This window comes from Bacillus pumilus, from assembly GCF_900186955.1.
Taxonomy (GTDB): Bacteria; Bacillota; Bacilli; order Bacillales; family Bacillaceae; genus Bacillus; species Bacillus pumilus.
Window position 1 is genome coordinate 2,291,130 of record NZ_LT906438.1, and the last position, 21,801, is coordinate 2,312,930.

Annotated in this window: 22 protein-coding genes and 1 pseudogene; 3 read left to right on the forward strand and 20 right to left on the reverse strand. The window is 42.0% G+C overall.

Going from position 1 to position 21,801, the window contains the following annotated elements:
• Positions 1–7 precede the first annotated feature (7 nt).
• The 10 genes from prmA to gpr all read right to left on the reverse strand — a co-directional run bounded on the left by prmA (position 8) and on the right by gpr (position 11,827).
• Entirely contained in the window at positions 8–943 is a 936-nt protein-coding gene (gene prmA / locus CKW02_RS11755) for a 50S ribosomal protein L11 methyltransferase (protein ID WP_003217481.1), read from the reverse strand.
• A 22-nt stretch (positions 944–965) separates the two neighbouring features.
• Complete coding sequence (dnaJ, locus tag CKW02_RS11760; RefSeq protein WP_003217525.1) at positions 966–2,099, reverse strand: molecular chaperone DnaJ; 1,134 nt, start codon at positions 2,097–2,099, stop codon at positions 966–968.
• 165 nt (positions 2,100–2,264) lie between these two features.
• Entirely contained in the window at positions 2,265–4,103 is a 1,839-nt protein-coding gene (dnaK, locus tag CKW02_RS11765) for a molecular chaperone DnaK (protein WP_003217444.1), read from the reverse strand.
• A 24-nt stretch (positions 4,104–4,127) separates the two neighbouring features.
• Positions 4,128–4,685: a nucleotide exchange factor GrpE gene (gene grpE / locus CKW02_RS11770; protein ID WP_003217485.1), complete on the reverse strand. Its 558-nt coding sequence runs from the start codon at positions 4,683–4,685 to the stop codon at positions 4,128–4,130.
• A gap of 64 nt (positions 4,686–4,749) precedes the next feature.
• Positions 4,750–5,781, reverse strand: coding sequence for a heat-inducible transcriptional repressor HrcA (gene hrcA / locus CKW02_RS11775; RefSeq protein WP_003217350.1), 1,032 nt, complete (start codon positions 5,779–5,781; stop codon positions 4,750–4,752).
• A gap of 81 nt (positions 5,782–5,862) precedes the next feature.
• Entirely contained in the window at positions 5,863–7,002 is a 1,140-nt protein-coding gene (gene hemW / locus CKW02_RS11780) for a radical SAM family heme chaperone HemW (RefSeq protein WP_003217319.1), read from the reverse strand.
• Between the two features lie 117 nt (positions 7,003–7,119).
• On the reverse strand, positions 7,120–8,958 hold the full coding sequence (gene lepA / locus CKW02_RS11785) for a translation elongation factor 4 (protein ID WP_003217443.1): 1,839 nt from the start codon (positions 8,956–8,958) through the stop codon (positions 7,120–7,122).
• A 131-nt stretch (positions 8,959–9,089) separates the two neighbouring features.
• Entirely contained in the window at positions 9,090–9,422 is a 333-nt protein-coding gene (locus CKW02_RS11790; RefSeq protein WP_003217304.1) for a YqxA family protein, read from the reverse strand.
• Positions 9,423–9,436: 14 nt separating this feature from the next.
• Positions 9,437–10,645 (reverse strand): stage II sporulation protein P, encoded by a 1,209-nt coding sequence (locus tag CKW02_RS11795; protein ID WP_003217396.1) that lies wholly within the window; start codon positions 10,643–10,645, stop codon positions 9,437–9,439.
• Positions 10,646–10,711: 66 nt separating this feature from the next.
• A complete protein-coding gene (gene gpr / locus CKW02_RS11800) occupies positions 10,712–11,827 on the reverse strand; it encodes a GPR endopeptidase (protein WP_003217353.1) in 1,116 nt (371 codons plus the stop codon).
• A gap of 198 nt (positions 11,828–12,025) precedes the next feature.
• Between gpr and rpsT the strand changes: the two genes are divergently transcribed.
• The gene (rpsT, locus tag CKW02_RS11805; protein WP_003217506.1) at positions 12,026–12,292 is read left to right on the forward strand and encodes a 30S ribosomal protein S20; all 267 of its coding nucleotides are present in this window, start codon (positions 12,026–12,028) and stop codon (positions 12,290–12,292) included.
• A 134-nt stretch (positions 12,293–12,426) separates the two neighbouring features.
• Here the strand turns inward: rpsT and holA are convergent, their stop codons facing one another.
• Positions 12,427–13,446 carry a DNA polymerase III subunit delta gene (gene holA, locus CKW02_RS11810; RefSeq protein WP_003217373.1) on the reverse strand — a complete coding sequence of 340 codons (1,020 nt, stop codon included), beginning with the start codon at positions 13,444–13,446 and terminating at the stop codon, positions 12,427–12,429.
• A gap of 236 nt (positions 13,447–13,682) precedes the next feature.
• On the opposite strand from holA, the gene CKW02_RS11815 reads away from it, so the two are divergent.
• The gene (locus CKW02_RS11815; RefSeq protein ID WP_003217416.1) at positions 13,683–13,817 is read left to right on the forward strand and encodes a YqzM family protein; all 135 of its coding nucleotides are present in this window, start codon (positions 13,683–13,685) and stop codon (positions 13,815–13,817) included.
• Between the two features lie 39 nt (positions 13,818–13,856).
• Here CKW02_RS11815 and CKW02_RS11820 read toward each other — a convergent pair whose 3' ends face one another.
• From CKW02_RS11820 to CKW02_RS11830, 3 genes are all read right to left on the reverse strand, one after another.
• Positions 13,857–16,184 (reverse strand): DNA internalization-related competence protein ComEC/Rec2, encoded by a 2,328-nt coding sequence (locus CKW02_RS11820; RefSeq protein ID WP_003217359.1) that lies wholly within the window; start codon positions 16,182–16,184, stop codon positions 13,857–13,859.
• Complete coding sequence (locus CKW02_RS11825; protein WP_003217422.1) at positions 16,177–16,746, reverse strand: ComE operon protein 2; 570 nt, start codon at positions 16,744–16,746, stop codon at positions 16,177–16,179. Before CKW02_RS11825 ends, CKW02_RS11820 begins: the two co-directional genes overlap by 8 nt.
• A 65-nt stretch (positions 16,747–16,811) precedes the next feature.
• The gene (locus tag CKW02_RS11830) at positions 16,812–17,441 is read right to left on the reverse strand and encodes a helix-hairpin-helix domain-containing protein (protein WP_003217298.1); all 630 of its coding nucleotides are present in this window, start codon (positions 17,439–17,441) and stop codon (positions 16,812–16,814) included.
• 90 nt (positions 17,442–17,531) lie between these two features.
• Between CKW02_RS11830 and comER the strand changes: the two genes are divergently transcribed.
• Entirely contained in the window at positions 17,532–18,380 is an 849-nt protein-coding gene (gene comER, locus CKW02_RS11835; protein WP_003217379.1) for a late competence protein ComER, read from the forward strand.
• Positions 18,381–18,428: 48 nt separating this feature from the next.
• Here comER and CKW02_RS11840 read toward each other — a convergent pair whose 3' ends face one another.
• From CKW02_RS11840 to aroE, 6 genes and pseudogenes are all read right to left on the reverse strand, one after another.
• Complete coding sequence (locus CKW02_RS11840) at positions 18,429–19,172, reverse strand: class I SAM-dependent DNA methyltransferase (protein WP_003217490.1); 744 nt, start codon at positions 19,170–19,172, stop codon at positions 18,429–18,431.
• On the reverse strand, positions 19,169–19,525 hold the full coding sequence (gene rsfS / locus CKW02_RS11845) for a ribosome silencing factor (protein WP_003217467.1): 357 nt from the start codon (positions 19,523–19,525) through the stop codon (positions 19,169–19,171). The genes CKW02_RS11840 and rsfS overlap by 4 nt, the downstream gene beginning before the upstream one ends.
• Before the next feature lie 12 nt (positions 19,526–19,537).
• A complete protein-coding gene (yqeK, locus tag CKW02_RS11850) occupies positions 19,538–20,101 on the reverse strand; it encodes a bis(5'-nucleosyl)-tetraphosphatase (symmetrical) YqeK (RefSeq protein ID WP_003217386.1) in 564 nt (187 codons plus the stop codon).
• Positions 20,091–20,660, reverse strand: a complete 570-nt coding sequence (locus CKW02_RS11855; RefSeq protein WP_003217492.1) for a nicotinate-nucleotide adenylyltransferase — start codon at positions 20,658–20,660, stop codon at positions 20,091–20,093. The genes yqeK and CKW02_RS11855 overlap by 11 nt, the downstream gene beginning before the upstream one ends.
• Positions 20,661–20,673: 13 nt before the next feature.
• Positions 20,674–20,964 (reverse strand): ribosome assembly RNA-binding protein YhbY, encoded by a 291-nt coding sequence (yhbY, locus tag CKW02_RS11860; RefSeq protein WP_003217501.1) that lies wholly within the window; start codon positions 20,962–20,964, stop codon positions 20,674–20,676.
• Positions 20,958–21,801 (reverse strand): annotated as a pseudogene (aroE, locus tag CKW02_RS11865) (shikimate dehydrogenase). The gene yhbY and the pseudogene aroE overlap by 7 nt, the downstream one beginning before the upstream one ends.

The window sequence follows — 21,801 nt, forward strand, 5'->3', positions numbered from 1 at the left end:
ACTCGCTTTATTTTTTCGCTATAATGCTGACCCAATCTTCCATTGACAGCACTTCAACAATGTCAAAACCTGCTTCTTCTAATGCTGTTTTGACTTGTAATTTCTTTTGTCCAATGATGCCTGATGTAATGAAATAGCCATCTTTCTTCAATAAGTCATAGGCTTGATCTGTAAAGCGCAAAATCACTTCTGCGAGAATGTTGGCGACGATCACATCACGTTCGCCTGAAATCCCATCAAGTAAGTTGTTTTGCTTGACCGTCACTTGTTCGCTTACACCATTTAGCTCGATGTTTTGCTTTGCACTTTCAACCGCAACGGTGTCGAGATCAAAGGCTTGAATGTCCTTTGCACCAACCATCGCTGCTGCCACACTTAAAATCCCAGAGCCTGTTCCAACATCAATCACCGTATCGTTTTCCTTCACATAGCGCTCAAGCGCCTGAATACAAAGAACGGTTGTTGGATGTGTCCCTGTTCCAAATGCCATTCCTGGGTCCATTTCAATAATCAGTTCATCAGAATGAACCGGAGTATATTCTTCCCATGTTGGAACGATGGTGAATTTTTCAGAGATTTTCACAGGATGATAGTATTTTTTCCATGCGGTGGCCCATTCTTCTTCATTTACTTCACAAATGGACAGCGTATTTCGTCCAAGGTCAATATCGTATAGAAGAAGATTGTTGATGGCTTCTTTGATCTCATCTACCGTTTCCATTAAAAAGCTGTTCATTGGAAGATAGGCTTTGACGATGACCCCTTCTTCAGGATAGTCATTCGGATCGAGCTGGTAGATCTCACCGTATACATTTTCACGTTCCTTGACTAAATCAAGCGGGTCCTCAATCACGACACCACTCGCACCTGCTTCATGCAAAATATTGGTGATTGGTTCCACCGCTTCATTTGTTGTATGGACGCTAATTTCTGACCACTTCAATACTACCAACTCCTTATCCGTCTTACTCGCCTTTAAATGCGCGTTTTACCTTATCGAAGAAGCTCATTTCTTGTTCGTCCGGTTTATTTCCGCTCACTTCAGCAAATTTTCTAATGATATCTTTTTGATTGTCCGTTAAATTTGTTGGTGTGACGACTCGTACAACGATATGTTGATCGCCTTGGCCATAGCCGCGTACATTTTTCACACCTTTTCCTTTGAGTCTAAACTTCGTGCCAGTTTGCGTGCCAGCAGGAACTTTTAATTTCACTTTACCGTGTAATGTCGGCACTTCAATTTCGTCACCTAATGCAGCCTGTGCAAAGGTTAACGGCATTTCGCAGTAAATGTCATCCCCGTCACGCTCGAAGAATTCATGCGAACGCACATGGAACACAACAAATAGATCGCCTGGAGGTCCTCCATTTACACCTGGCTCCCCTTGACCAGACACTCTGAGCTGCTGACCATCGTCAACACCAGCTGGGATCGTCACATTGATTTTCTTACGCTTACGCACTTTACCAGAGCCGCCGCATGTAGAACATTTGTGATCGATTTGTTTTCCTGTTCCGCTACAGTAGTTACATACTCTGCGGTTGACCACTTTACCAAACGGAGTTGACTGCTCAACATTTAATTGACCAGAGCCGCCGCAATGTGAACAAGTCTTCGCTTCTGTCCCAGGCTTTGCCCCTGATCCATGACATGTTTCACATGATTCCTCGCGAGGGATTTCAATCGTTGCTTCTTTCCCAAATGCTGCTTCTTCAAATGAAAGCGTCATTGTATATTGCAAGTCTGCTCCTTGACGCGGTGCATTTGGATCTCTTCTTCTGGCTCCACCGCCAAAAATACTAGAGAAGATGTCATCAAAGCCGCCGAAGCCGCCAAAGTCTCCTCCTCCGCCAAAACCGCCGCCGCCAAAGCCTTGGTTTGGATCGGTATGACCGAACTGATCATACTGCGAACGTTTTTGATCGTCAGAAAGGGTTTCATAGGCTTCTTTTACTTCTTTGAATTTCTCATCTGAGCCAGCTTCTTTATTAATATCAGGGTGATACTTTTTTGAAAGCTTGCGGTATGCCTTTTTGATCTCGTCTTTTGAGGCGCTCTTACTCACGCCAAGCACTTCATAGTAATCACGCTTACTCATCTCTTCACACTCCCGATTTTCTCACATAAGTACGATTGTATCATTTTGATTTGACCTTTTTCAATTGCTTTCATCGTTGGAAAGAAAAAAAGTCAAAGCCAAGAGATCCTGACTTTGACTTTCTGACGAGTACGTTTCAGCAGTCTTTTTCAAAAGTAAAGGTGATTATTTTTTCTCTTGATCGTCGTTTACTTCTTCGTATTCTGCATCCACTACATTGTCATCTGCTTTTTGAGCACCTTCAGCGCCTTCTTGCTGAGCTTGTGCTTGTTTTGCAGCTTCTTCATAGAGCTTTGTCGTTAGTTCTTGAACGATTGTTTGCAGCTCATCTTTTTTCGCTTTGATGTCTTCAAGCTCGCCTTTTTCGATCGCAGCTTTTAGTGCATCTTTCGCGTCGTTTGCTTTTTTCACTTGCTCTTCATCGATTTTGCCTTCTAGATCTTTTAATGTTTTTTCTGTTGTAAACACTAATTGATCTGCTTCATTGCGCACTTCGATTTCTTCTTTTTTCTTCGCATCTGCTTCAGCATTTTCTTCTGCTTCTTTGACCATTTTTTCGATCTCATCATCAGAAAGACCTGAAGAAGATTTGATGGTGATGTTTTGCTCTTTGCCTGTACCCATATCTTTCGCACGTACGTTGACAATACCGTTTTTATCGATATCAAAAGATACTTCGATTTGTGGTACGCCGCGTGGTGCTGGCGGAATGTCAGTCAATTGGAAACGACCTAATGTTTTGTTGTCTGCTGCCATTGGGCGCTCACCTTGCAGAACATGGATGTCTACCGCTGTTTGGTTGTCAGCAGCCGTTGAGAATACTTGAGATTTACTTGTTGGAATTGTTGTATTACGTTCAATCAGCTTTGTGAATACGCCGCCCATTGTTTCAATTCCTAAAGAAAGTGGTGTTACATCAAGAAGAACAACGTCTTTGACATCTCCTGTGATGACTCCACCTTGAATCGCCGCACCAAGAGCAACCACTTCATCAGGGTTTACACCTTTATGAGGCTCTTTGCCTGTTTCTTTTTTGATTGCTTCTTGAACTGCAGGAATACGAGTTGATCCACCAACAAGGATGACTTTATCAATCTCGCTAGCAGATAAACCAGCATCTTTCAATGATTGACGTACAGGTGTCATTGTACGCTCTACAAGATCTGCAGAAAGCTCTTCGAATTTAGCACGTGTTAGCGTTAATTCAAGGTGAAGAGGACCTGCATCTCCAGCTGTGATAAATGGCAGTGAGATTTGTGTAGAAGATACACCAGAAAGATCTTTTTTCGCTTTTTCAGCAGCATCTTTTAAACGCTGAAGCGCCATTTTATCTTTTGAAAGGTCAATGCCATTTTCTTTTTTGAATTCAGCTACTAAGTGATCAATGATCACTTGGTCAAAATCGTCTCCACCTAGACGGTTGTCCCCAGCAGTTGAGCGTACTTCAAAGACGCCGTCTCCAAGCTCAAGGACTGATACGTCAAATGTACCGCCGCCAAGGTCGTATACAAGGATCGTTTGATCTTCATCTGTTTTATCTAAACCATAAGCAAGCGCAGCTGCTGTTGGTTCGTTGATGATACGTTCTACTTCAAGACCAGCAATTTTACCAGCATCTTTTGTAGCTTGACGTTCTGCATCGTTGAAGTAAGCAGGAACTGTGATAACAGCTTTTGTTACTTCTTCGCCAAGGTAGCCTTCAGCGTAAGATTTAAGGTGTTGAAGAATGATTGCAGAGATTTCCTGCGGTGTATAGTTCTTGCCTTCAACTTCTACTTTATAGTCTGTACCCATATGTCTTTTAACAGACATGATTGTGTTCGGGTTTGTAATTGATTGGCGTTTCGCTACTTCACCAACTTGGCGCTCTCCATTTTTAAAAGCGACAACAGATGGTGTTGTACGTGCTCCTTCAGCGTTTGCAATGACTTTTGGCTCTCCGCCTTCAAGTACTGCAACACATGAGTTTGTTGTTCCTAAGTCAATCCCAATGATTTTACTCATAATCGATGACCTCCCATTATGTAGTTATTGATTTACTTTTACCATTGATGGACGAATAACTCGGTCTTTGAGTTTATAGCCCTTTTGCAATTCTTCTACTACGATATTTGAATCGAAGTTTTCATCTTCAACTTGCATGACGGCTTGATGAAGGTTTGGATCGAACTCTTTGCCGACAGCTTCAATTGGTTCAACGCCTTCATTTTTCAACGCTTCTACCAGCTGGCGGTAAACCATCTGCATTCCTTCTAACAAACTTTTCGCCTGCTCATTGTCTGGATCAATTCCAAGCGCTCTTTCAAAGTTGTCAAGAGCTGGGAGAAGATCGCTGACAACATGTTGAGAACGATATTTTTGCACGGTCTCCACTTCAGTTCGAGCACGGCGTTTATAATTTTCAAAATCTGCTTGAACACGCAGAATCTTGTTTTCTTTTTCATCTAGAAGCTGCTGCAATTCATCGATTTTCTCTTGGAAGGCAGACTGTTCATCATGCTTTGCTTCCTCAGTATCTGCTTGAACTGCTTCTTCTTGTGCTTCAACCTCTGCTTCTTGCTCAGGTGTCTGTTTTTCTTCTGACATTGTGTTCACCTCCCTCAAAAGATTCAAGAATACGAAGGGGCAGTGCCCCTATCTTTTTATCACCCTACTCATCATACAAATTGGAAAGTGCGTTTGACAAGTCTTTTGATACATGATGCAAAAGACTAACGACTCGCCCGTAATCCATGCGGGTTGGTCCGATGACGGCAATGGAGCCGAGTGATTTTTGATCAATCGAATAAGTCGCTGTGATCAAACTACAGTTCTCCATTGCTTCCAAATTGTTTTCTGAACCGATTTTAATGGTGATACCTTGCTGATTTGGATGAAACAGCTGCATGACATCATTCTTTTGCTCAATCAGCATCATGAGTGAGCGAATGCGGTCGATGTCATGAAATTCAGGCTGATTCAACATATTAATCTTCCCGCCAAAGAAAAGTTTTGATTCATTTTGTGTCGATGTAAATGTGTTGCCAAGCGCATCTAAAATGTGATCATAATCTTTTAAATGTGTGCGCAGAAGCATGACTACTTCTTTATACATCCTGTCCTTCAACTGGTCCATTGGAACGCCAGCTAAGCGGCTATTCAAAATATTCATCAGCTTCTCAATATCGGAGACATCGAGATGCTCAGAGAAGGTAATGGTTTTGTTTTCAACATGTCCGCTGTCTGTAATCATGATTGCTACGGCTTTATTTGGCTGAACGGGGACAAGCTGAATTTGCTTTAATCGATTTTCACTCAGCTTTGGACCAAGCACGATCGATGTATAGTTTGTGAGATCTGATAAAATTTCCGCCGATTTTTGAACTGTTTTTTCCAGCTCAAAAATTTTCTCCTGAAAAGCCGACTGGATAAGCACAAGCTCTTTAGACGACAGTTTTCGCGGAGAGAGCAAATGATCTACATAATAACGATATCCTTTTTCTGAAGGAATTCTTCCTGATGAAGAATGGGTCTTTTCAATAAAACCAAGTTCCTCCAAATCAGCCATTTCGTTTCTAATCGTCGCAGAGCTGAATGTGATGTCCTCTTTTTTAGAAAGAGTCCTTGATCCAACTGGCTGCGCCGAACGAATAAAGTCATTAATGATGACTTGCAGAATCAAAAGCTGACGATTTGTTAACATCATCATCACCCCTGTTAGCACTCTCTTTCAACGAGTGCTAATTGTATAAACAAAATTACCAAACTCAAATTAAAATGTCAATTATAACTCACCGAGAAACGCTTGAAATACTTCATTTCCTAACAATTTCCCTTTTCTTGTTAAACGAATTCCAATGTCATCTTTTACAATGAGACCTTTTTCTTCTAATTCTTCAAGAACTGAGGGAAAAAGAGCTTCTGGTGAAGCACCATATTTGGCTTGGAAGTCGGCACTTTTCACCCCTTCGATTTTTCGAAGGCCTAAAAACATTTCTTCTTCTATCTGCTCTGCTTTTGTGACTTGATGAGTTTCTTTATACGGGAACCCAGTTTGCTCAATCAGTTCCAAGTAATGCTTCACTGGTCCTGCGTTCACATTTCGGATGCCATCTACATACCCGTGTGCCCCTGCACCGAAACCGAAGTAGTCTTCATTGCTCCAATAGGTCAGGTTATGCTGGCTTTCAAAGCCCGGTTTGGCGTAATTGCTGATTTCGTATTGATGTAATCCATGGCGCTCCATTTCATCCATCACAAGTTCATACATTTCAGCCTCACGTTCTTGCGGCGGTAAATGCAGTTTTCCTTTTTGCATTAAGTTGTAAAACACCGTTTTCGGTTCCACAATCAGTGAGTAGACAGAATAATGCTCTGCTCCTAATGAGAAAGCTGTCTCAAGTGAATTCATGACATGATGCTTTTCTTGATGCGGCAAGCCAAACATAAGATCTAGGCTAATATTGTCAAATCCAACCGCTCTAGCTCTCTCAAAGGACGTGAGAACATCTTTCTTTTGATGAACTCGTCCGATTTTTTTGAGTAAATCATCTTCAAAGGTTTGGACGCCAAAGCTTAGTCGATTGACACCGGCTTCTTTTAACACATGTAGCTTCTCGAGTGATAATTCATCTGGGTTTGCTTCCACTGCAAATTCAACCAGGTTTTTTGACGGTTTTAACACACGGTGGATGCTGGTCATGAGCTGGTCTAGCTGGCTGACGGTCAATGATGTCGGAGTCCCCCCGCCAATAAAGATCGTCTTGAGTTCTTGCTCGCCCTTTTGCTCGATCGTGTGCTGCATCTCTTTTTCAAGAGCCGCTAAGTATTCATCGACTGGCTGCGTTTTAATGAAAAATTTATTGAAATCACAATAGTGGCAAATGTGCTCACAAAATGGAATGTGAATGTATGCTGCTTTCATTTGATGACACCTTCTTTACAGGTAAAGAGCCGCAGTTTATCGCTGCGGCACCTTTGTTTGTTTTCGACTATAAACGCCAAGGCTGACATTGTAAAGCAGGTTGCCTTGAGGAGGATGTTATTTTTTCGGTGTGCTGTCGTCCATCTTCAGCACAGCCATAAATGCTTCTTGCGGGACTTCAACAGAGCCCACTTGTTTCATGCGCTTTTTTCCTTCTTTTTGCTTCTCAAGAAGCTTTCTTTTCCGGGAAATGTCTCCACCATAACATTTAGCAAGTACGTTTTTACGCATCGCTTTAATGGTAGAGCGAGCCACGATTTTTTGTCCAATCGCTGCTTGAACTGGTACTTCAAAATGCTGGCGCGGAATGAGTTCTTTCAGCTTTTCTACGATGATCTTGCCTCGTTCATAGGCGTAATCGCGGTGAACAATAAAGGAAAGGGCATCGATTTTTTCACCATTCAGCATGATGTCCATTTTCACTAGAGTAGATGGGCGATAGCCAATCAGCTCATAGTCAAAGGACGCATAGCCTTTTGTGTTGGACTTGAGCATATCAAAGAATTCATACACGATCTCCGCCAAAGGAATTTCGTACACAATGCTCACTCGGTTTGCATCAAGGTATTGCATATCAATGAAATGTCCGCGCTTTCCTTGGCAAAGCTCCATGACAGAGCCTACATAGTCATTCGGCACCATCATTGTTGCTTTCACGTATGGTTCTTCAATTTTCTCAATCTTTTGCGGATCAGGCAGATTTGACGGGTTATCGACGATGATTTTTTCTCCGTCTGTCATATACACATCGTAAATAACACTTGGTGCTGTCGTAATGAGATCGATTTTAAATTCACGCTCAATCCGTTCTTGGATGATTTCCATATGAAGCATTCCAAGAAAGCCGCAGCGGAAACCGAAGCCAAGTGCTTGGGACGTCTCTGCCTCATATTGAAGTGAAGAATCATTTAATTCAAGCTTTTCTAGTGCTTCACGTAAATCGTTATATTTCGCTGTATCAATCGGATAAAGACCGCAGTAAACCATTGGGTTCAGCTTTCTGTATCCTGGCAGCGCTTCTTTCGCTGGGTTCACCGCACTTGTGATCGTATCCCCCACACGTGTATCGCCGACATTTTTAATTGCTGCTGTTAAGTAGCCAACATCTCCAACAGTGAGTTCATCTGTCGGCATGGCTTTTGGTGTGAATACGCCGACTTCAAGTACTTCAAATTCTTTGCCCGTCGCCATCATTTTGATTTTCTGACCTGGTTTGACCGTTCCTTCCACAATTCGTATGTACGCAATAACGCCGCGATACGCATCGTAGAGAGAATCAAATATAAGAGCTTGAAGCGGTGCTTCTGGGTCTCCAGCAGGTGCTGGCACCTTTTCGACGATTTGTTCTAAAATATCTTCGATCCCAATACCAGCCTTAGCAGAGGTGAGAACAGCTTCAGACGCATCCAACCCGATGACATCTTCAATTTCTCCTCTTACACGCTCAGGCTCTGCACTTGGCAGATCGATTTTATTGATAATCGGAAGAATTTCTAAGTTGTTATCAAGAGCTAAATAAACATTCGCAAGTGTCTGTGCTTCAATTCCTTGTGCTGCATCTACTACGAGAATCGCACCTTCACAGGCAGCAAGGCTTCGAGATACCTCATAGGTGAAGTCGACATGCCCTGGTGTATCAATCAGGTGCATAATATATTCTTCTCCATCCTTCGCCTTATATTTCAGCTGGACAGAGTTTAATTTAATCGTTATGCCGCGTTCACGCTCTAAGTCCATGGAATCAAGTAATTGTTCTTTCATTTCTCGCTGCGTAATCGCCGATGTTTTTTCTAAAATACGGTCGGCCAATGTGGATTTCCCGTGGTCAATATGGGCGATAATGGAGAAATTTCGAATTCTTGATTGCCGTTCTAATCGTTTTTCTTTATCTGTCACAATCTATCACTCCTACTATAAAACGCGGGTTGCGCTAGGTTAGATTATATCAATAGGGCTGTAAAGATTCAATCGAAATCAAGAAAAGCCGCTCATTGATTAGCGGCTTTAGTCATATGGTGTAGATTTATTTATTTCCCATTTACCCAATCATAAAGAAAACGAGCTGCATGTGTCATGCCATCAGACAACACCTTTCCTGCCTTGGAGAAGGCATTAAAGCTCTCTATTTCCTCAAGCTGCTTTTGTTTTTCGGCAAGATCCTTTTCTGTAACAGCCGTTCCTAAGATAGAGGCTTCTCGTTCTTCTTCGTCGTTCATTTGGATGGAGAAAGCGCCTTTTAATTGCGGGTCATGGTAACCCTTCATTTGCAGCATGCCATTATTTGCCTGCTGCATCCCTAAAAAGACGCCAAATAGCAAGACCAGTCCTAAAATAATGGTTTTTCCCATAAATGATCCCATGCACCGTCACCACCTTAAGAGCGTTTTTTCTCATCCTTTGCTTTGCCGTTTACTTTTTCCGCATCCCAGAAAATGTCGCTGAAGACATCAGCTGCTGCATTGGATGCATTTTTCAATTCTTCCATATTATTATCCACTCCGCCAAATTCTAAAAGAAGGGCTTTGTCGGATAAATCTTGATTATAAATTCCATTATCACCAATTTCGCCTTTGGCAAACACACCGACACTGAGTCCTTTATATTTTTTCTCCATCAAATGGTGGAACTCCGTCGCAAGCTTGAGGTTTTTCTCATAGCTTTGATTCTTCTTTCCCACAACAAACGCAATTCTCGCATATTTTTTCCCCTTGATCTCGGCAGTAGTGTCTTTCTTTCTTCTTGAGTCACGGTGGATATCGATTAAATATTCGAGATCATCATTTTTCGCTAAGGCTTCTTTTACGACCAGTCTTGATTCATTATAAGACTGGGGATACTTTAGTCCTTTTTGCAGAAGACGTTTTTCAACTTCTGTTTTGTCGACCGTATTCCCGATTCCTTGCTGATCAAGCGCCTTTCCGAACATGTCACCGACAAGGGTGACATTCACTTTTGAGTGCCGTGCATTGTTTGGATTCGTTTCTCCTTTTAAAAATGGTAAATATGATTCCGTATTATGTGTATGGTAAATGTACACAGCTTTTCGTTTTCCTGTCGACCGGTCCGGCTCTTTCGCAGGCTTTTTCGGCACATCTTTGTCGAGCTTGTCCAGCTCTGCTAAATTTGCTTCTTTTTCATCTTGAATGACTTCACTTGGCGGCGGCGATTCCATTGGCATGTTGGTATAGTCTGTTCCTTCACCTGCTAAGATGATTTTTGTATCAAAATGTTCAAAGCCTGGAAGTTCTCTACCTAGAAAACTACGCGGGTCTTCTAAATTGATACTGGTCGCAAGCTTGAGCGACAGTCCAGAGAAATGAAACCCTTTTTGATCTTTCGGGACGGCTGAGGCGAAATATTGGTTTTCCATGCCCATTAATGTGGCGAAAAACGCCCCGGAAAGCTCATCTGCTACACCATATAGCGAGGCTTGTGGCCTCAGCTCAGGTTTTAAAGATGTCAACGCCCCTGACATCACAAACACTACAACAAGCGAGGCTATAAATAAGAAAATGCTTTTGACTACTTTTGTTCCATTAATCGCAACGACCAACTGTCGAGGACGGCGGGGTCTTTTTTTCATGATTTACTCCCTCCAGCACGCTTTCTAGTAATTACACTATGAGCGAGCTAGAGAAAGTAGAACCGATTAATGATTATAAGAACCCATGTTATCTTGAGAGATTTTTTGATGAAGTGCTGTGTTTAATCCATTGGCGAGCACGTTTGCCATATCATCAATGAATGTATCCACTTCCTTAGGCGTGACCATGAGATTTTGCCCTAGCGGCGCAAGCACTTCATGGATCAGCTGCCGTTTCTCTTCTTCTGGAAGAGTTCCTACGATACCTAAGAATGATTGACGCGTTTCTTCATCTGGTAAGTCTTCTTCGTTTAGTACTTTTTTCTTCCCAAACGTCAAACCAGCCGGCACAAGAGAGCGGGACGGCCTGTCATCTTTCAGTTCTCTACCAAAATGCTTTAAGACATAATCAATTGTGTCACTTGCAATGGTGACTGCATCTACCACTGTCGGAACGCCAATCGCAATCACTGGAATTCCCAACGTTTCTTTGCTTAATTCTTTTCGCTTATTCCCTACACCTGAACCGGGATGGATACCTGTATCAGAGATTTGAATCGTCGTATTCACCCGTTCCACTGCACGAGCAGCAAGGGCATCGATTGCAATGACAAAATCGGGTTTGGACCTCTCGATCACGCCTTGTATAATGTCGCTTGTTTCAATACCAGTCAGTCCCATCACTCCCGGTGATAAAGAGGACACTGGGCGGTAGCCTTCCTGTACATTTTCCGGCTGCAATTCAAAAAGATGCCGGGTCACAAGCAGACTTTCAACCGTGAGCGGACCTAGCGCATCTGGCGTGACATTCCAGTTTCCTAGTCCTACTACAAGACAGCTCGCATCAGTCTGAATGCCTCGATCTTTTAAAAACTGAGCAAAATGATGGGCAAAGACTTCGACAACTTTTTCCTGCATCTCAGAATCTTTCTCCCGAATGCCCTGCGCCTCAAGTGTCAAGTATGTTCCTGCCTTTTTGCTGGTCAGCGCCTCCCCTTCTTTCGTAATCTCCACCGTGCGTATACGGATGCCATGCTCCTCTTTTTCCTTTTCGACAATCCCTTGAATTCCATCCTTTTTGACAACATTCGGATCGTTCTCTTGTTCTAGTATCTCTTTTGTTTCAACAGCCAAGTCTGTCCGAATTTGATAAGCACTTAAATCAAGTTTCTGTTTCTCCATAAAAAGACTCCTTCCACCAAGTAATTAACAGTAGTCTTTCCATCTCTTGAAAGAAACATTCGAGCGCTTCATCAATGAAAAATACTTTACATTTATATTGCATTCTAAAGGTGTGTTTGATAGAATACAACTTGTTCTATTGTGAAGATTTAACCTTAAGACAATTGTGTTTAGGTTGTATCTTAGGAGGTGAAACACATGCCAAATATTAAATCAGCGATCAAACGTACAAAAACGAATAACGAACGCCGTGCACACAACGTGACAATCAAGTCTGCGATGCGTACTGCGATTAAACAAGTTGAAGTTTCTGTAGCTAACAACGATGCTGAGCAAGCAAAAGCTGCTCTTTCTTCTGCTGCAAAACGCATTGACAAAGCCGTTAAAACTGGTCTTGTACACAAAAACGCAGCTGCGCGTTACAAGTCAAGACTTGCTAAACAAGTAAACGGACTTTCTGCATAATGCTTGCAACGCCTCAGTAATGAGGCAACTGTTTAACTGTACGTCCGTCCTGACCGGCTCAGCCATTAGGACAGACTGACAATTATACATCTAAACAAAAACGACCCTCTTTTTAGAAGGTCGTTTTTTTATGTTCAAGCGCCTAATAGGCGAAGCAGAAACAATTCTAGCAATAGCTGCTTGTCCTTTTTACCGGTTTTCATTTCATAATCGATCGTTGATAGCTCTTTGACAATCTGCTTCAGCTCTTCTTCTGAAAACAGCCTTGCCTGATCCATAGCAAGTTTGACGCGGAATGGGTGGACTTTTAGATTTGAAGCAATTTGTTTTTGCCCATATCCTTGCTGAGCGAAATACTTCGTCTGTAAAATCAAACGAAATTGAGTGGATATAAGTGCTAATATTTTAATGGGTTCCTCATTTTGTTTCAGCAAATCATAAAACATCTGCATGGCCTGAGAGCGGCGTCTGTTGACAATTTGGTTAATTAATTCGAAAATATTCTGCTCTAAGCTCCTTGCAACGAGCTGATTGACATCCGCTAATTCAATTTCTTCTCGCTCTCCAATATATGTACTCAGCTTCCTGACCTCTTGAAACAATGAGGATAGGCTTCCGGCGCACAGCATCACAAGCTGCTCAGCCGCTTCAGATGTCATCGCCTTTCCTTCTGTTTTCACCAGCGTAATGGTGAAATCCGTTGTTTCTTTTGGGTTTAACTCTTTTGCCTCAACCATAGCCGCTTTCTTTTTTAGCAATTTGGTGATTTTCTTCCGTTCATCCAGCTTTTCATATGGTGCCAATAAGACGAGAATGGTATAAGGCGCCGGCTTTTCTAAATAAGCTTCTAACAGAGAAAGCTCATGCTCAATCTTCTCTTTTTTCTTTTCCGCTGTAAGAAAATAAGGGTTCTTGATCACAACGAGACGCCTTTCTCCCATGAACGGAAAGGTTTCTGCATCTGTCACAGCCTGTTCAAGCGGCACCTCTTCCATATCAAAGACAGAGAAATTAAAATCCTTTGTCTCTTCGTCTACTACAGCTTGTCTTAATTTAGCTGCTGTTTCTTGCAGTAAATACGTTTCTTTTCCATATAAGCAATAAACGGGATGGATATCCCCTCTTTTTAAATTGTTCCAAACCTCAAAGACCATAAATTGAATCCCTCTCTTTCACTTCCTCCTCTATCCTAAAGTGTGCGAAGACATTAGTAAAGAGGAAGCTGAAAGTACCGCCTCCTCATTTATAGTAAACGTCTGGTGCAAGCTCCCGGGTCAGCTTGCTTCAGACGATATTCATAAAATGATCATGAAAATGGAAAACGGTTACTTTACCTTCTAGCAATTCCAAATGAGTTCAAGTATACTAAAATTAGCCAGGAGGGATGAAAATGAATGAATTTGAAAAAAATGTTCAAAGCAAGCGAAATGATGCGATCGACTCAGCTGTTGGTTTTATCGTCACATTCGGATTTTTCGCCTCAATGTTTATTTTGGCAACCATTATACACCTCGTTGGATCTTAACTTCATGATTGCTACATGACTGCCGTTTTGGCAGTTTTTTTATTGTTTTTGTAAGATATCATATGGAGGATGCGTGTAAAACGTTCCTTCCTTCTCAAGAAATCCATAGGTCACACTTCCGTCTTGATCTGTGCGGTACACCTTCGTTTGATGATCCTTTAGTTTTTTCAAGACTTCCTGATGAGGATGCTGATAACGATTGCGTTCACCAGCCGAAATGAGTGCGTGCGACGGCTCCAGATGCCGAAGCCACTCATCACTTGTTGACCCTTTGCTCCCATGATGCCCAACCTTTAAGACATCTGCTTGCAGGTGAGGATAGGCTTCTATAATATCTCGTTCCCCTTCATGTTCAAGATCTCCAGTGAACAGAAACCGTTTCCCGCCAAGATTAAAAGTTAGAACAAGTGAATCATTGTTCTTACTTGTCACCCGGTCTTGCGAAGGGTGAAGAACCTCAAATATGTGCTCTCCAACTTGGAGCTGATCTCCTCTTTCTAATTCATCAATCATAATCCCTTTTTCAGCTGCTTCTTTTAGCAGCTTTGCATCTTCTGGACTTCGGGCAAAACCTTTTGGTATGGCTAGCCGCTTTACTTTATTTCGCTTGATTAAACGAACTGCTTCTCCCATGTGGTCTTGATCTGCATGCGTGAGAATCAGCACATCAAGTTTTGCTATACCTTTAGAATGCAAAAACGGGATTAGTGTTTGTTCACCGATCGTAGACACTTTACGTCTTTTTTTCCATGGTTCATCATCAAAAGAAAGTCTGCCACCTGTGTCCACAAGTAGATGTCCCTTTCGGTAAGGGAGCTGAATAAACAAACTATCCCCTTGTCCGACATCCAGCATCGTGACCTCCCCTTTTTGGAGAAAATTCGGGGTGAAATAGTGTGCACTCAAGACACCGATGAGTAATATAATCGGCACGGCATAGGATTTCACGGACATTTTGCACTCCATCACAAACAGCAAAAAAACAATGGCGCTCACTTCAAGCAGAATATGCCACCAAGTCGATTTCATAAAAATCAGGTTGAACCCATCAAAAACTGCCATATGTGCTGACAACTGATGACTTAGCTGGATGACCGAATCAAGCAACTGGAACAACACTTGTCCAAGCGGAAGATAAATGATAGACAAAAGAAAAAAGAGTAAGGATAGAGGCAGGACAACTGTTGTATAAAAAGGGACAAATATCATATTCAATGGGATGCTCAGCAAAGAAAATTGCTGAAAATGATATAAAAGAACAGGAAGCGAGGCAAGCTGTGCAACAAATGAGATAAGGAACAACTGCATCACGGCGCTATTCGCTTGCGATAAGATTCTGGTCGATAACAAAATAAAAAACGTAACCACGAATGAAAGCTGAAATCCGATCTCGAATAGATATAGAGGATGAATCGCTAATAAGAATAAAAACGTTGCGCTTAATACGACAGCAGAAGGCTGTTTCATTTCTTTTGGCAGGCTTGTCATCACTAAATAGATTCCTGCCATAAGGCAAGCTCTTAAAACTGATGGTGCAGCACCTGTCAAACAAGCATAAACAGGAAGAAAGCATAATAGAAGAAGACGCGCTGTCTCTCTTGTCACACCGGCACGAAGCAGACACCAAAATAAACAGGCAAGAAGCGTTTGCACATGCAGTCCTGAGATCGCTAACAGATGAATAATACCGAGCATTTGATAGTCTCTTAGCGTGTCAGGATCAATCAAATCACGGTCTCCAAAAATAAGAGCCTGTACAATACCTACAGAGTTTTTCGGCACATGATCTTCTAAGAATTTTAAGCCCTTTTGCCTCATCTTTTGAAGATAATAGGAAGGACGATCATTTGTTGTACAGCCTTTGATTGACTGCGGTAAGAAAATAGCGCGAATGCCTTTTGATTGTAGAAATTGATCGTATTGAAACCCGTTAGGAATGGTTGCGTGTTTAGGCGGTCGAACATCACCTGTCATATGACAGCTCATACCTGGCTCTACGTCTTTTAACGTCTCTTTTTCACGCTCTGTTTGAATGGTATAGAAAGCGGCTAGCCGGTCATCTTCTGTTGACACAGTTGCCGAAAAACGATTGCCATCTATTTTCGGAATCGTTTCAATCACAACAGAGCCGGAAAAGAATTTTTCTTGAACAGGTTGATCCGTTTCAAAAAACTCATGAACCATAAAAATAAGAGTATAGACGGCTCCACATAGGCTGATCATGAGAAAGAGTTTGGGGATTTTTTTCAGTAGGCTGAGAAGGAAGATGATGAGAAGAAAGAGAAGGAAGTACAAATGAAGATGATATGCAGCCAGAGCAATTCCAACAGCTGCTGAAATTGCCCCAAACGGCAAATAATTAAACATAGGAAGTAAATAATTGATTCGCCTTCTCATGCATATTGCGAATTTCTGATTCACTAAGTCCTGATTCACTTAGTTTGCCAATTAGATCTGCAACAAAGGCTAATTTTTCTTGATTTTTTAAGTCGATGATCATTTCATCGAGTTCAACTTGTTCCGTTTGAACACCTGCCTGCTCAAATAAATCAATGGCATATGGGTGATTTTTATAATCCTTTGCATAGTAAACGGTTCGAATACCTGCTTGAATAATGGCTTTACAGCACTGCAAACAAGGAAAATGTGTGACATATATTTCAGCATCGGCTGTAGGTGCACCAAATTTGGCACATTGTAAAATAGCGTTCATTTCCGCATGGATGGTGCGAACGCAGTGATGATCAATGACATAGCATCCCACATCTGCACAATGGACATCACCAGCAATTGAGCCATTATATCCCCCTGCAATGATACGCTTGTCTCTGACGATGGTCGCCCCAACAGCTAACCGCTCACAGGTGCTTCGCAGAGCAAGCAAATGGCTTTGCGCCATAAAATATTGATTCCATGAAATTCTTTCCACGAGCTGATCCCTCCAGAATGATGGTTGGTATTAAGTGTACATGCCTTCCTTCTATATCGTCAATTCTACTTAACGGTCAATTCATTTTTCAGCCGTTCGATGGTCTTCTCCCCAAAACCTGAAATGTTCCGCAAATCTTCAATTTGTTGAAATTCTCCGTGCTCCTCTCTGTACGTAATGATAGCTTCTGCTTTAGCTGGCCCTATTCCATTAATGGTTTGCAATTCCGCTGCATCAGCCTGATTCACATTGACACCTTGACTCTTTTCATTACCCGATGGAGCGTCTGCACCTGCTGTTTGTGCCTCTCTCTCTGCTTCTCCCTGCTTCCGGACATAAATCATCATACTGTCTTCTAATTTTGCTGCTTGATTAATTTCAATCGTGTCTGCTTTACTAGTAAAACCTCCTGCTCTTCGAATGGCTTCTTCTACCCGTGCATCAGATTGAAACGTATAAACACCTGGCTTTTTTACAGCCCCTTTGACCTCCACAAAAATGGAGGATGATTCATTATCGGTCTTTTCTTGTTTGTCTTCTAATGTGACTTGTATGTCTTGATCGCCCTTCAATACACTTGGCTCTCTAGAGCTCTCCTTATTTCCTGCCAAAAGGAAGAAAGTGATGATGATCGTGCCCATGAGCCCAGCTCCGATATAAAGACTGTATTTTTTCAATGGAATGAGTCGCTTCACGTGCTCACGCTTCTTTCAATCATATTTTTCTATTGCTCAACATACTGTTTAGAAGATAACAGATCCTATGCGCCTAAGGAGGGAGAACGTTTGAATATCGGGATAATCGGTACAGGAAACATGGGTACCATACTTACTGAGGCATTTATTGAATCAAAGGCAGTCAATCCCTCATCCATCACCATTACAAACCGGACCATAGAAAAAGCGTTCAATATAAAAAAGAACCACCCAGAGCTTGAAGTAACAAAACAGCTTACAGGAGCTGTCATGGATAAAGATTTCATCTTTGTTTGTGTCAAGCCGCTTGATATTTATCCTCTTTTAAAAGAGCTGAGCCCTCTTTTAAAAGAGCACCAAACCATTGTCATCATTACAAGTCCGGTTCATCCTGAACAGCTTCAGGATATCGTTCCTTGTCAAACAGCCAGGCTGATTCCAAGCATTACGAACCGTGCTTTATCAGGTGCGTCACTTTTAACATTTGGATCGTCATGTAATGTCGCGACGAAAACAGCGTTAAGACAATTAGCTTCCTGCATTTCAACACCTATCGAAATTCATCATTCGATTACAAGAGCGGCGTCAGATATCGTCAGCTGCGGTCCTGCCTTTATCAGCTTCCTCGTTCAGAAAATGATTGAAGCAGCCGTTGAAGAAACAGATATTTCTAAAGAAGAAGCCACCACCTTATCAGAAGATATGCTTGTAGGGCTTGGCCGTTTGATTGAAAAAAGAGTCTATACCCTTCCGACACTACAAGACAAAGTGTGTGTAAAAGGCGGCGTTACGGGTGAAGGGATTAAAGCACTTGAAGCAGGTGTTCAAGATATGTTCCACCGCCTTTTTCAAAACACCCATGAAAAATTCGATGAAGATCTTGAAGCGGTTGCGCATCAATATCCGCCAAGTGTGTTTACTGATGATCGCAGAAATTAATCAACTCTGCAACAAGCGAAAAAAGGGTTTTAAAAAACCATCGTTCCATTAAACGATGGTTTTTGGCTTCTTAGCTGAAATGAAATATCTTTCGGCGAATTCCCTGGGCGCTTCATTTGTAAAATCAGCGGTCACTTCTATTTGTTCAAAGCCAGCGGACTCAAGGAACGCCGCATAGGTCTCAAATGGAAATGTACGCTGTTCATGTGTCTCATCATAACGCTGATACACGTCTCCGTCCTTTACAAAAAAGCTTAAATCGTGAATGACCGAATACATGTCATCCCCTTTATCACTCTGCCAAATATAGCTGATCTCTTCATCTTGATCGGCATAAGTCGAACCTGGGAATACCTCTTCCATTTTATAAGGAGTATGAACATCAAAGAGTAAAACCCCATCTGCCTCTAAAAGCTGAAACATGTTTTTAAAGGTTTTTTTGACGTCATTTTCGTTTTTTAAGTAATTCAAGGAATCACAGCATATAACCGCCGCTTGAAAGACTTGCTCAAAACCCGTCAGCTCTCTCATATCTTGATGTAAAAATTGAATGGACTGCTTTTTCGCCTGTGCTTTTTGCTGCGCGAAAGCCAGCATTTCTTCACTGAGGTCAATTCCTGTGACTGCGTGACCCTTTTCAGCTAACCGAAGAGAAATCTCTCCAGTTCCACAGCCAACATCAATAATGGCAGCATTCGGTTTGATATTCTGCTGGATCCACTGAACCCATTCATCATAAGGTGCATGTGTCATGAGCTCGTCATACACACCTGCAAACCCTTGATAAATCATGAGTTAATGCCAAGTGAAAGCGTTTCTCTCGGCGCATCTCCCCATAACTTCTCTAGGTTGTAGTATCCTCTTTCTTCTTTGTGGAACACATGAGCAATGACATCACCAAGATCAATCAATACCCATCTTGCTTCATCAAAGCCCTCCATCTTCTTCACTTCGATTCCACTTTCCTCTGCAAGATGTTTTACTTCTCTTGCAATGGCCTGCACTTGTTTATCAGAGTTCCCGTGACAAATGAGAAAATAATCGGCAACAAGTGAGATTCCTTGCATATTAAGGGCAATAATATCCTCAGCCCGTTTATCATCGCATGCTCCTGCCGCGACGTTTAAAATTGATGATGAATCCATCCAAATTCCTCCTTAATTGTTCTTATGCACAAGTGAGTTGTAAGTCGCAAGCGTATCTGGATAGACTGGCTGGTTCTTTTTCAATAAAAAGCTGATCGTGTTTTTTAGTGACTGAATCAGTGCGCTATCTAAATCTTGCTCTGCTAACTCTCTTACTTCTTCAACACCAGGGAAATGACGTCCTGGTTCGATATAATCAGCGACATAAATGACCTTTTCAAGTAATGTCATGTTTGGTCTGCCTGATGTATGAAATTCAATGGCCGTTAAAATATCTTGGTCGTTAATAGCTGCTTCCTTTTTAACCAAATAGGCACCAACCGGGGCATGCCAAAGCTCGGGCGAATATTCCAGCAATAGAGGGTTCATCTGTTCCTGCTGGATAATCCCCTTCATTTCATCCTTTGGTCTAAATTTCGCATAATCATGAAAAATAGCGGCGATCTCTGCTTTTTTCACATCTGCACCGAACCGTTCCGCTAAAGAAATAGCTGTCTCCATAACCCCGAGTGTATGTGTATATCTATGCTCTGTTAACTGCTCTTTGACACAGCTTAATGCTTCTTCACGATTCATATAAGTGATGCTCCTTTATATAACGCTCAACAGCTTTCGGTATCAAATAATCGACAGGTTTTTCCTGCATGATTCGCTGCCTAATCAATGTCGATGATACATCAAAAGCTGGAACATCTGCAAATAAAAGAGGATATGTCGTATTTCGGGTATAACCCGGTCTTTTCATCCCAATAAAAGTAATCATCTGAAGCAAATCATCTATCCGATGCCATTTTGGCAAATACTCGACCATGTCCGCTCCAATCATAAAAAAGAACTCATCTTCAGGATGATGCTTCTTTAAAAGCTCCACCGTATCTACTGTATAAGATGGACCCTCTCGCTCCATTTCAATGAGCTCCAATCGAAAATGTGGATTTGACTGGATCGCCGCATCCACCATTTTCACCCGGTGACGACTATCTGCTCGCTTCCGGTCTGTTTTATGAGGAGGCTTGTGATTTGGGATAAACCAAATTTCATCAAGCCCTACTTGAAAACGCACTTCATTTGCCATCAGCAAATGCCCATTATGAGGAGGATCAAACGTACCGCCAAACAACCCTATTTTTTTCATATCACATCCACCTTTACGGCAGCTTAATTTGTTTATTTTCCTTTGATTCTTTATAAAGGACAATCACATTTCCGATCGTTTGAACAAGTTCAGCTTTTGCACCTTTGACAAGTGCTTTCGCAACTTCCGTTTTGTCCTCGTCGCAGTTTTGTAATATGCTGACCTTTAACAATTCTCTTACTTCAAGCGCCTCGGAAATTTGCTTGATCATATTGTCATTTACCCCGCCTTTTCCTACTTGAAAAATAGGTGATAAATGATGTGCTTTTGCACGTAAAAAACGTTTTTGTTTCCCTTTTAACATGGTGTTCCTCCTAATTTCTGTATCACAATTGACTTCATTTTTCTTGCGTCAGGCGTGATGCCTGTCCACAGTTCAAAGGCTCTAGCTGCTTGTCCAACAAACATGCCGACACCATCTACTGTTTTCAAACCTAACCCGGCTGCTTCTCTGAGCAGTTTTGTTTCTATTGGATTATACACAATATCACAAACAACCGCTGTTTTTTTTTGCGTTTACTAAAGAAATCGGGGTTTCTTCAACATTCGGGTGCATACCAATTGAGGTTGTATGGATGATGACATCATATTCCCCAAGCTGCTCTTCCGCCGTCTTTAATGTAATGGCACTAGAAGTGAAGTTCCCATTTGCACTTTCAATTAAAGCCTCCGCTTTTTCAATGGTACGATTGGTGATATCAAAGCTTTTCGGTGCATAGTCAGCGATTGTCGTATAAATCGCATTTGCCGCTCCGCCAGCACCAATCATTAGAAATGACAGCTCTGATAAAGGCTGATCCAAGGCTTCAAGCAATGAATGAAGAAAGCCCTCCCCATCTGTGTTGTACCCGACGAGCTGACCTCCTTCGAGCCGCACCGTATTGACTGCACGCAGGCGTTCAGCTGTCACATCAATTTTGTCCAGGTACTGCATGATGTCTACCTTGTGCGGAACAGTGACGTTAAAGCCGCTGATTCCTAAGGCTTTCATACCGCTAATGGCATCTTTCAGGTCATCATTTTCTACTTGAAAGCCATGATAATGTCCATCAATTCCAGCATCCTTTAATGCTGCATTATGAATATCCGGAGACATTGAATGGCCAACAGGGTTACCGATTACTCCGTATAAAGGTTTCAA

Bases quoted from the DNA above. Each gene is read 5' to 3' on its own strand.
- grpE (WP_003217485.1), bottom strand. From the start codon at position 4,685: ATGTCAGAAGAAAAACAGACACCTGAGCAAGAAGCAGAGGTTGAAGCA.
- yqeK (WP_003217386.1), bottom strand. From the start codon at position 20,101: ATGAATCGTGAAGAAGCATTAAGCTGTGTCAAAGAGCAGTTAACAGAG.
- CKW02_RS11790 (WP_003217304.1), bottom strand. From the start codon at position 9,422: ATGGGATCATTTATGGGAAAAACCATTATTTTAGGACTGGTCTTGCTA.
- CKW02_RS11840 (WP_003217490.1), bottom strand. From the start codon at position 19,172: ATGATTTATCAAGGGTTTGCAGGTGTGTATGACGAGCTCATGACACAT.
- CKW02_RS11820 (WP_003217359.1), bottom strand. From the start codon at position 16,184: ATGTTTAATTATTTGCCGTTTGGGGCAATTTCAGCAGCTGTTGGAATT.
- holA (WP_003217373.1), bottom strand. From the start codon at position 13,446: ATGGTCTTTGAGGTTTGGAACAATTTAAAAAGAGGGGATATCCATCCC.
- dnaK (WP_003217444.1), bottom strand. From the start codon at position 4,103: ATGAGTAAAATCATTGGGATTGACTTAGGAACAACAAACTCATGTGTT.
- yhbY (WP_003217501.1), bottom strand. From the start codon at position 20,964: ATGTTAAAAGGGAAACAAAAACGTTTTTTACGTGCAAAAGCACATCAT.
- CKW02_RS11855 (WP_003217492.1), bottom strand. From the start codon at position 20,660: ATGAAAAAAATAGGGTTGTTTGGCGGTACGTTTGATCCTCCTCATAAT.
- dnaJ (WP_003217525.1), bottom strand. From the start codon at position 2,099: ATGAGTAAGCGTGATTACTATGAAGTGCTTGGCGTGAGTAAGAGCGCC.
- rpsT (WP_003217506.1), top strand. From the start codon at position 12,026: ATGCCAAATATTAAATCAGCGATCAAACGTACAAAAACGAATAACGAA.
- gpr (WP_003217353.1), bottom strand. From the start codon at position 11,827: ATGGAGAAACAGAAACTTGATTTAAGTGCTTATCAAATTCGGACAGAC.
- hemW (WP_003217319.1), bottom strand. From the start codon at position 7,002: ATGAAAGCAGCATACATTCACATTCCATTTTGTGAGCACATTTGCCAC.
- CKW02_RS11815 (WP_003217416.1), top strand. From the start codon at position 13,683: ATGAATGAATTTGAAAAAAATGTTCAAAGCAAGCGAAATGATGCGATC.
- rsfS (WP_003217467.1), bottom strand. From the start codon at position 19,525: ATGGATTCATCATCAATTTTAAACGTCGCGGCAGGAGCATGCGATGAT.
- CKW02_RS11795 (WP_003217396.1), bottom strand. From the start codon at position 10,645: ATGAAAAAAAGACCCCGCCGTCCTCGACAGTTGGTCGTTGCGATTAAT.
- hrcA (WP_003217350.1), bottom strand. From the start codon at position 5,781: ATGTTAACAAATCGTCAGCTTTTGATTCTGCAAGTCATCATTAATGAC.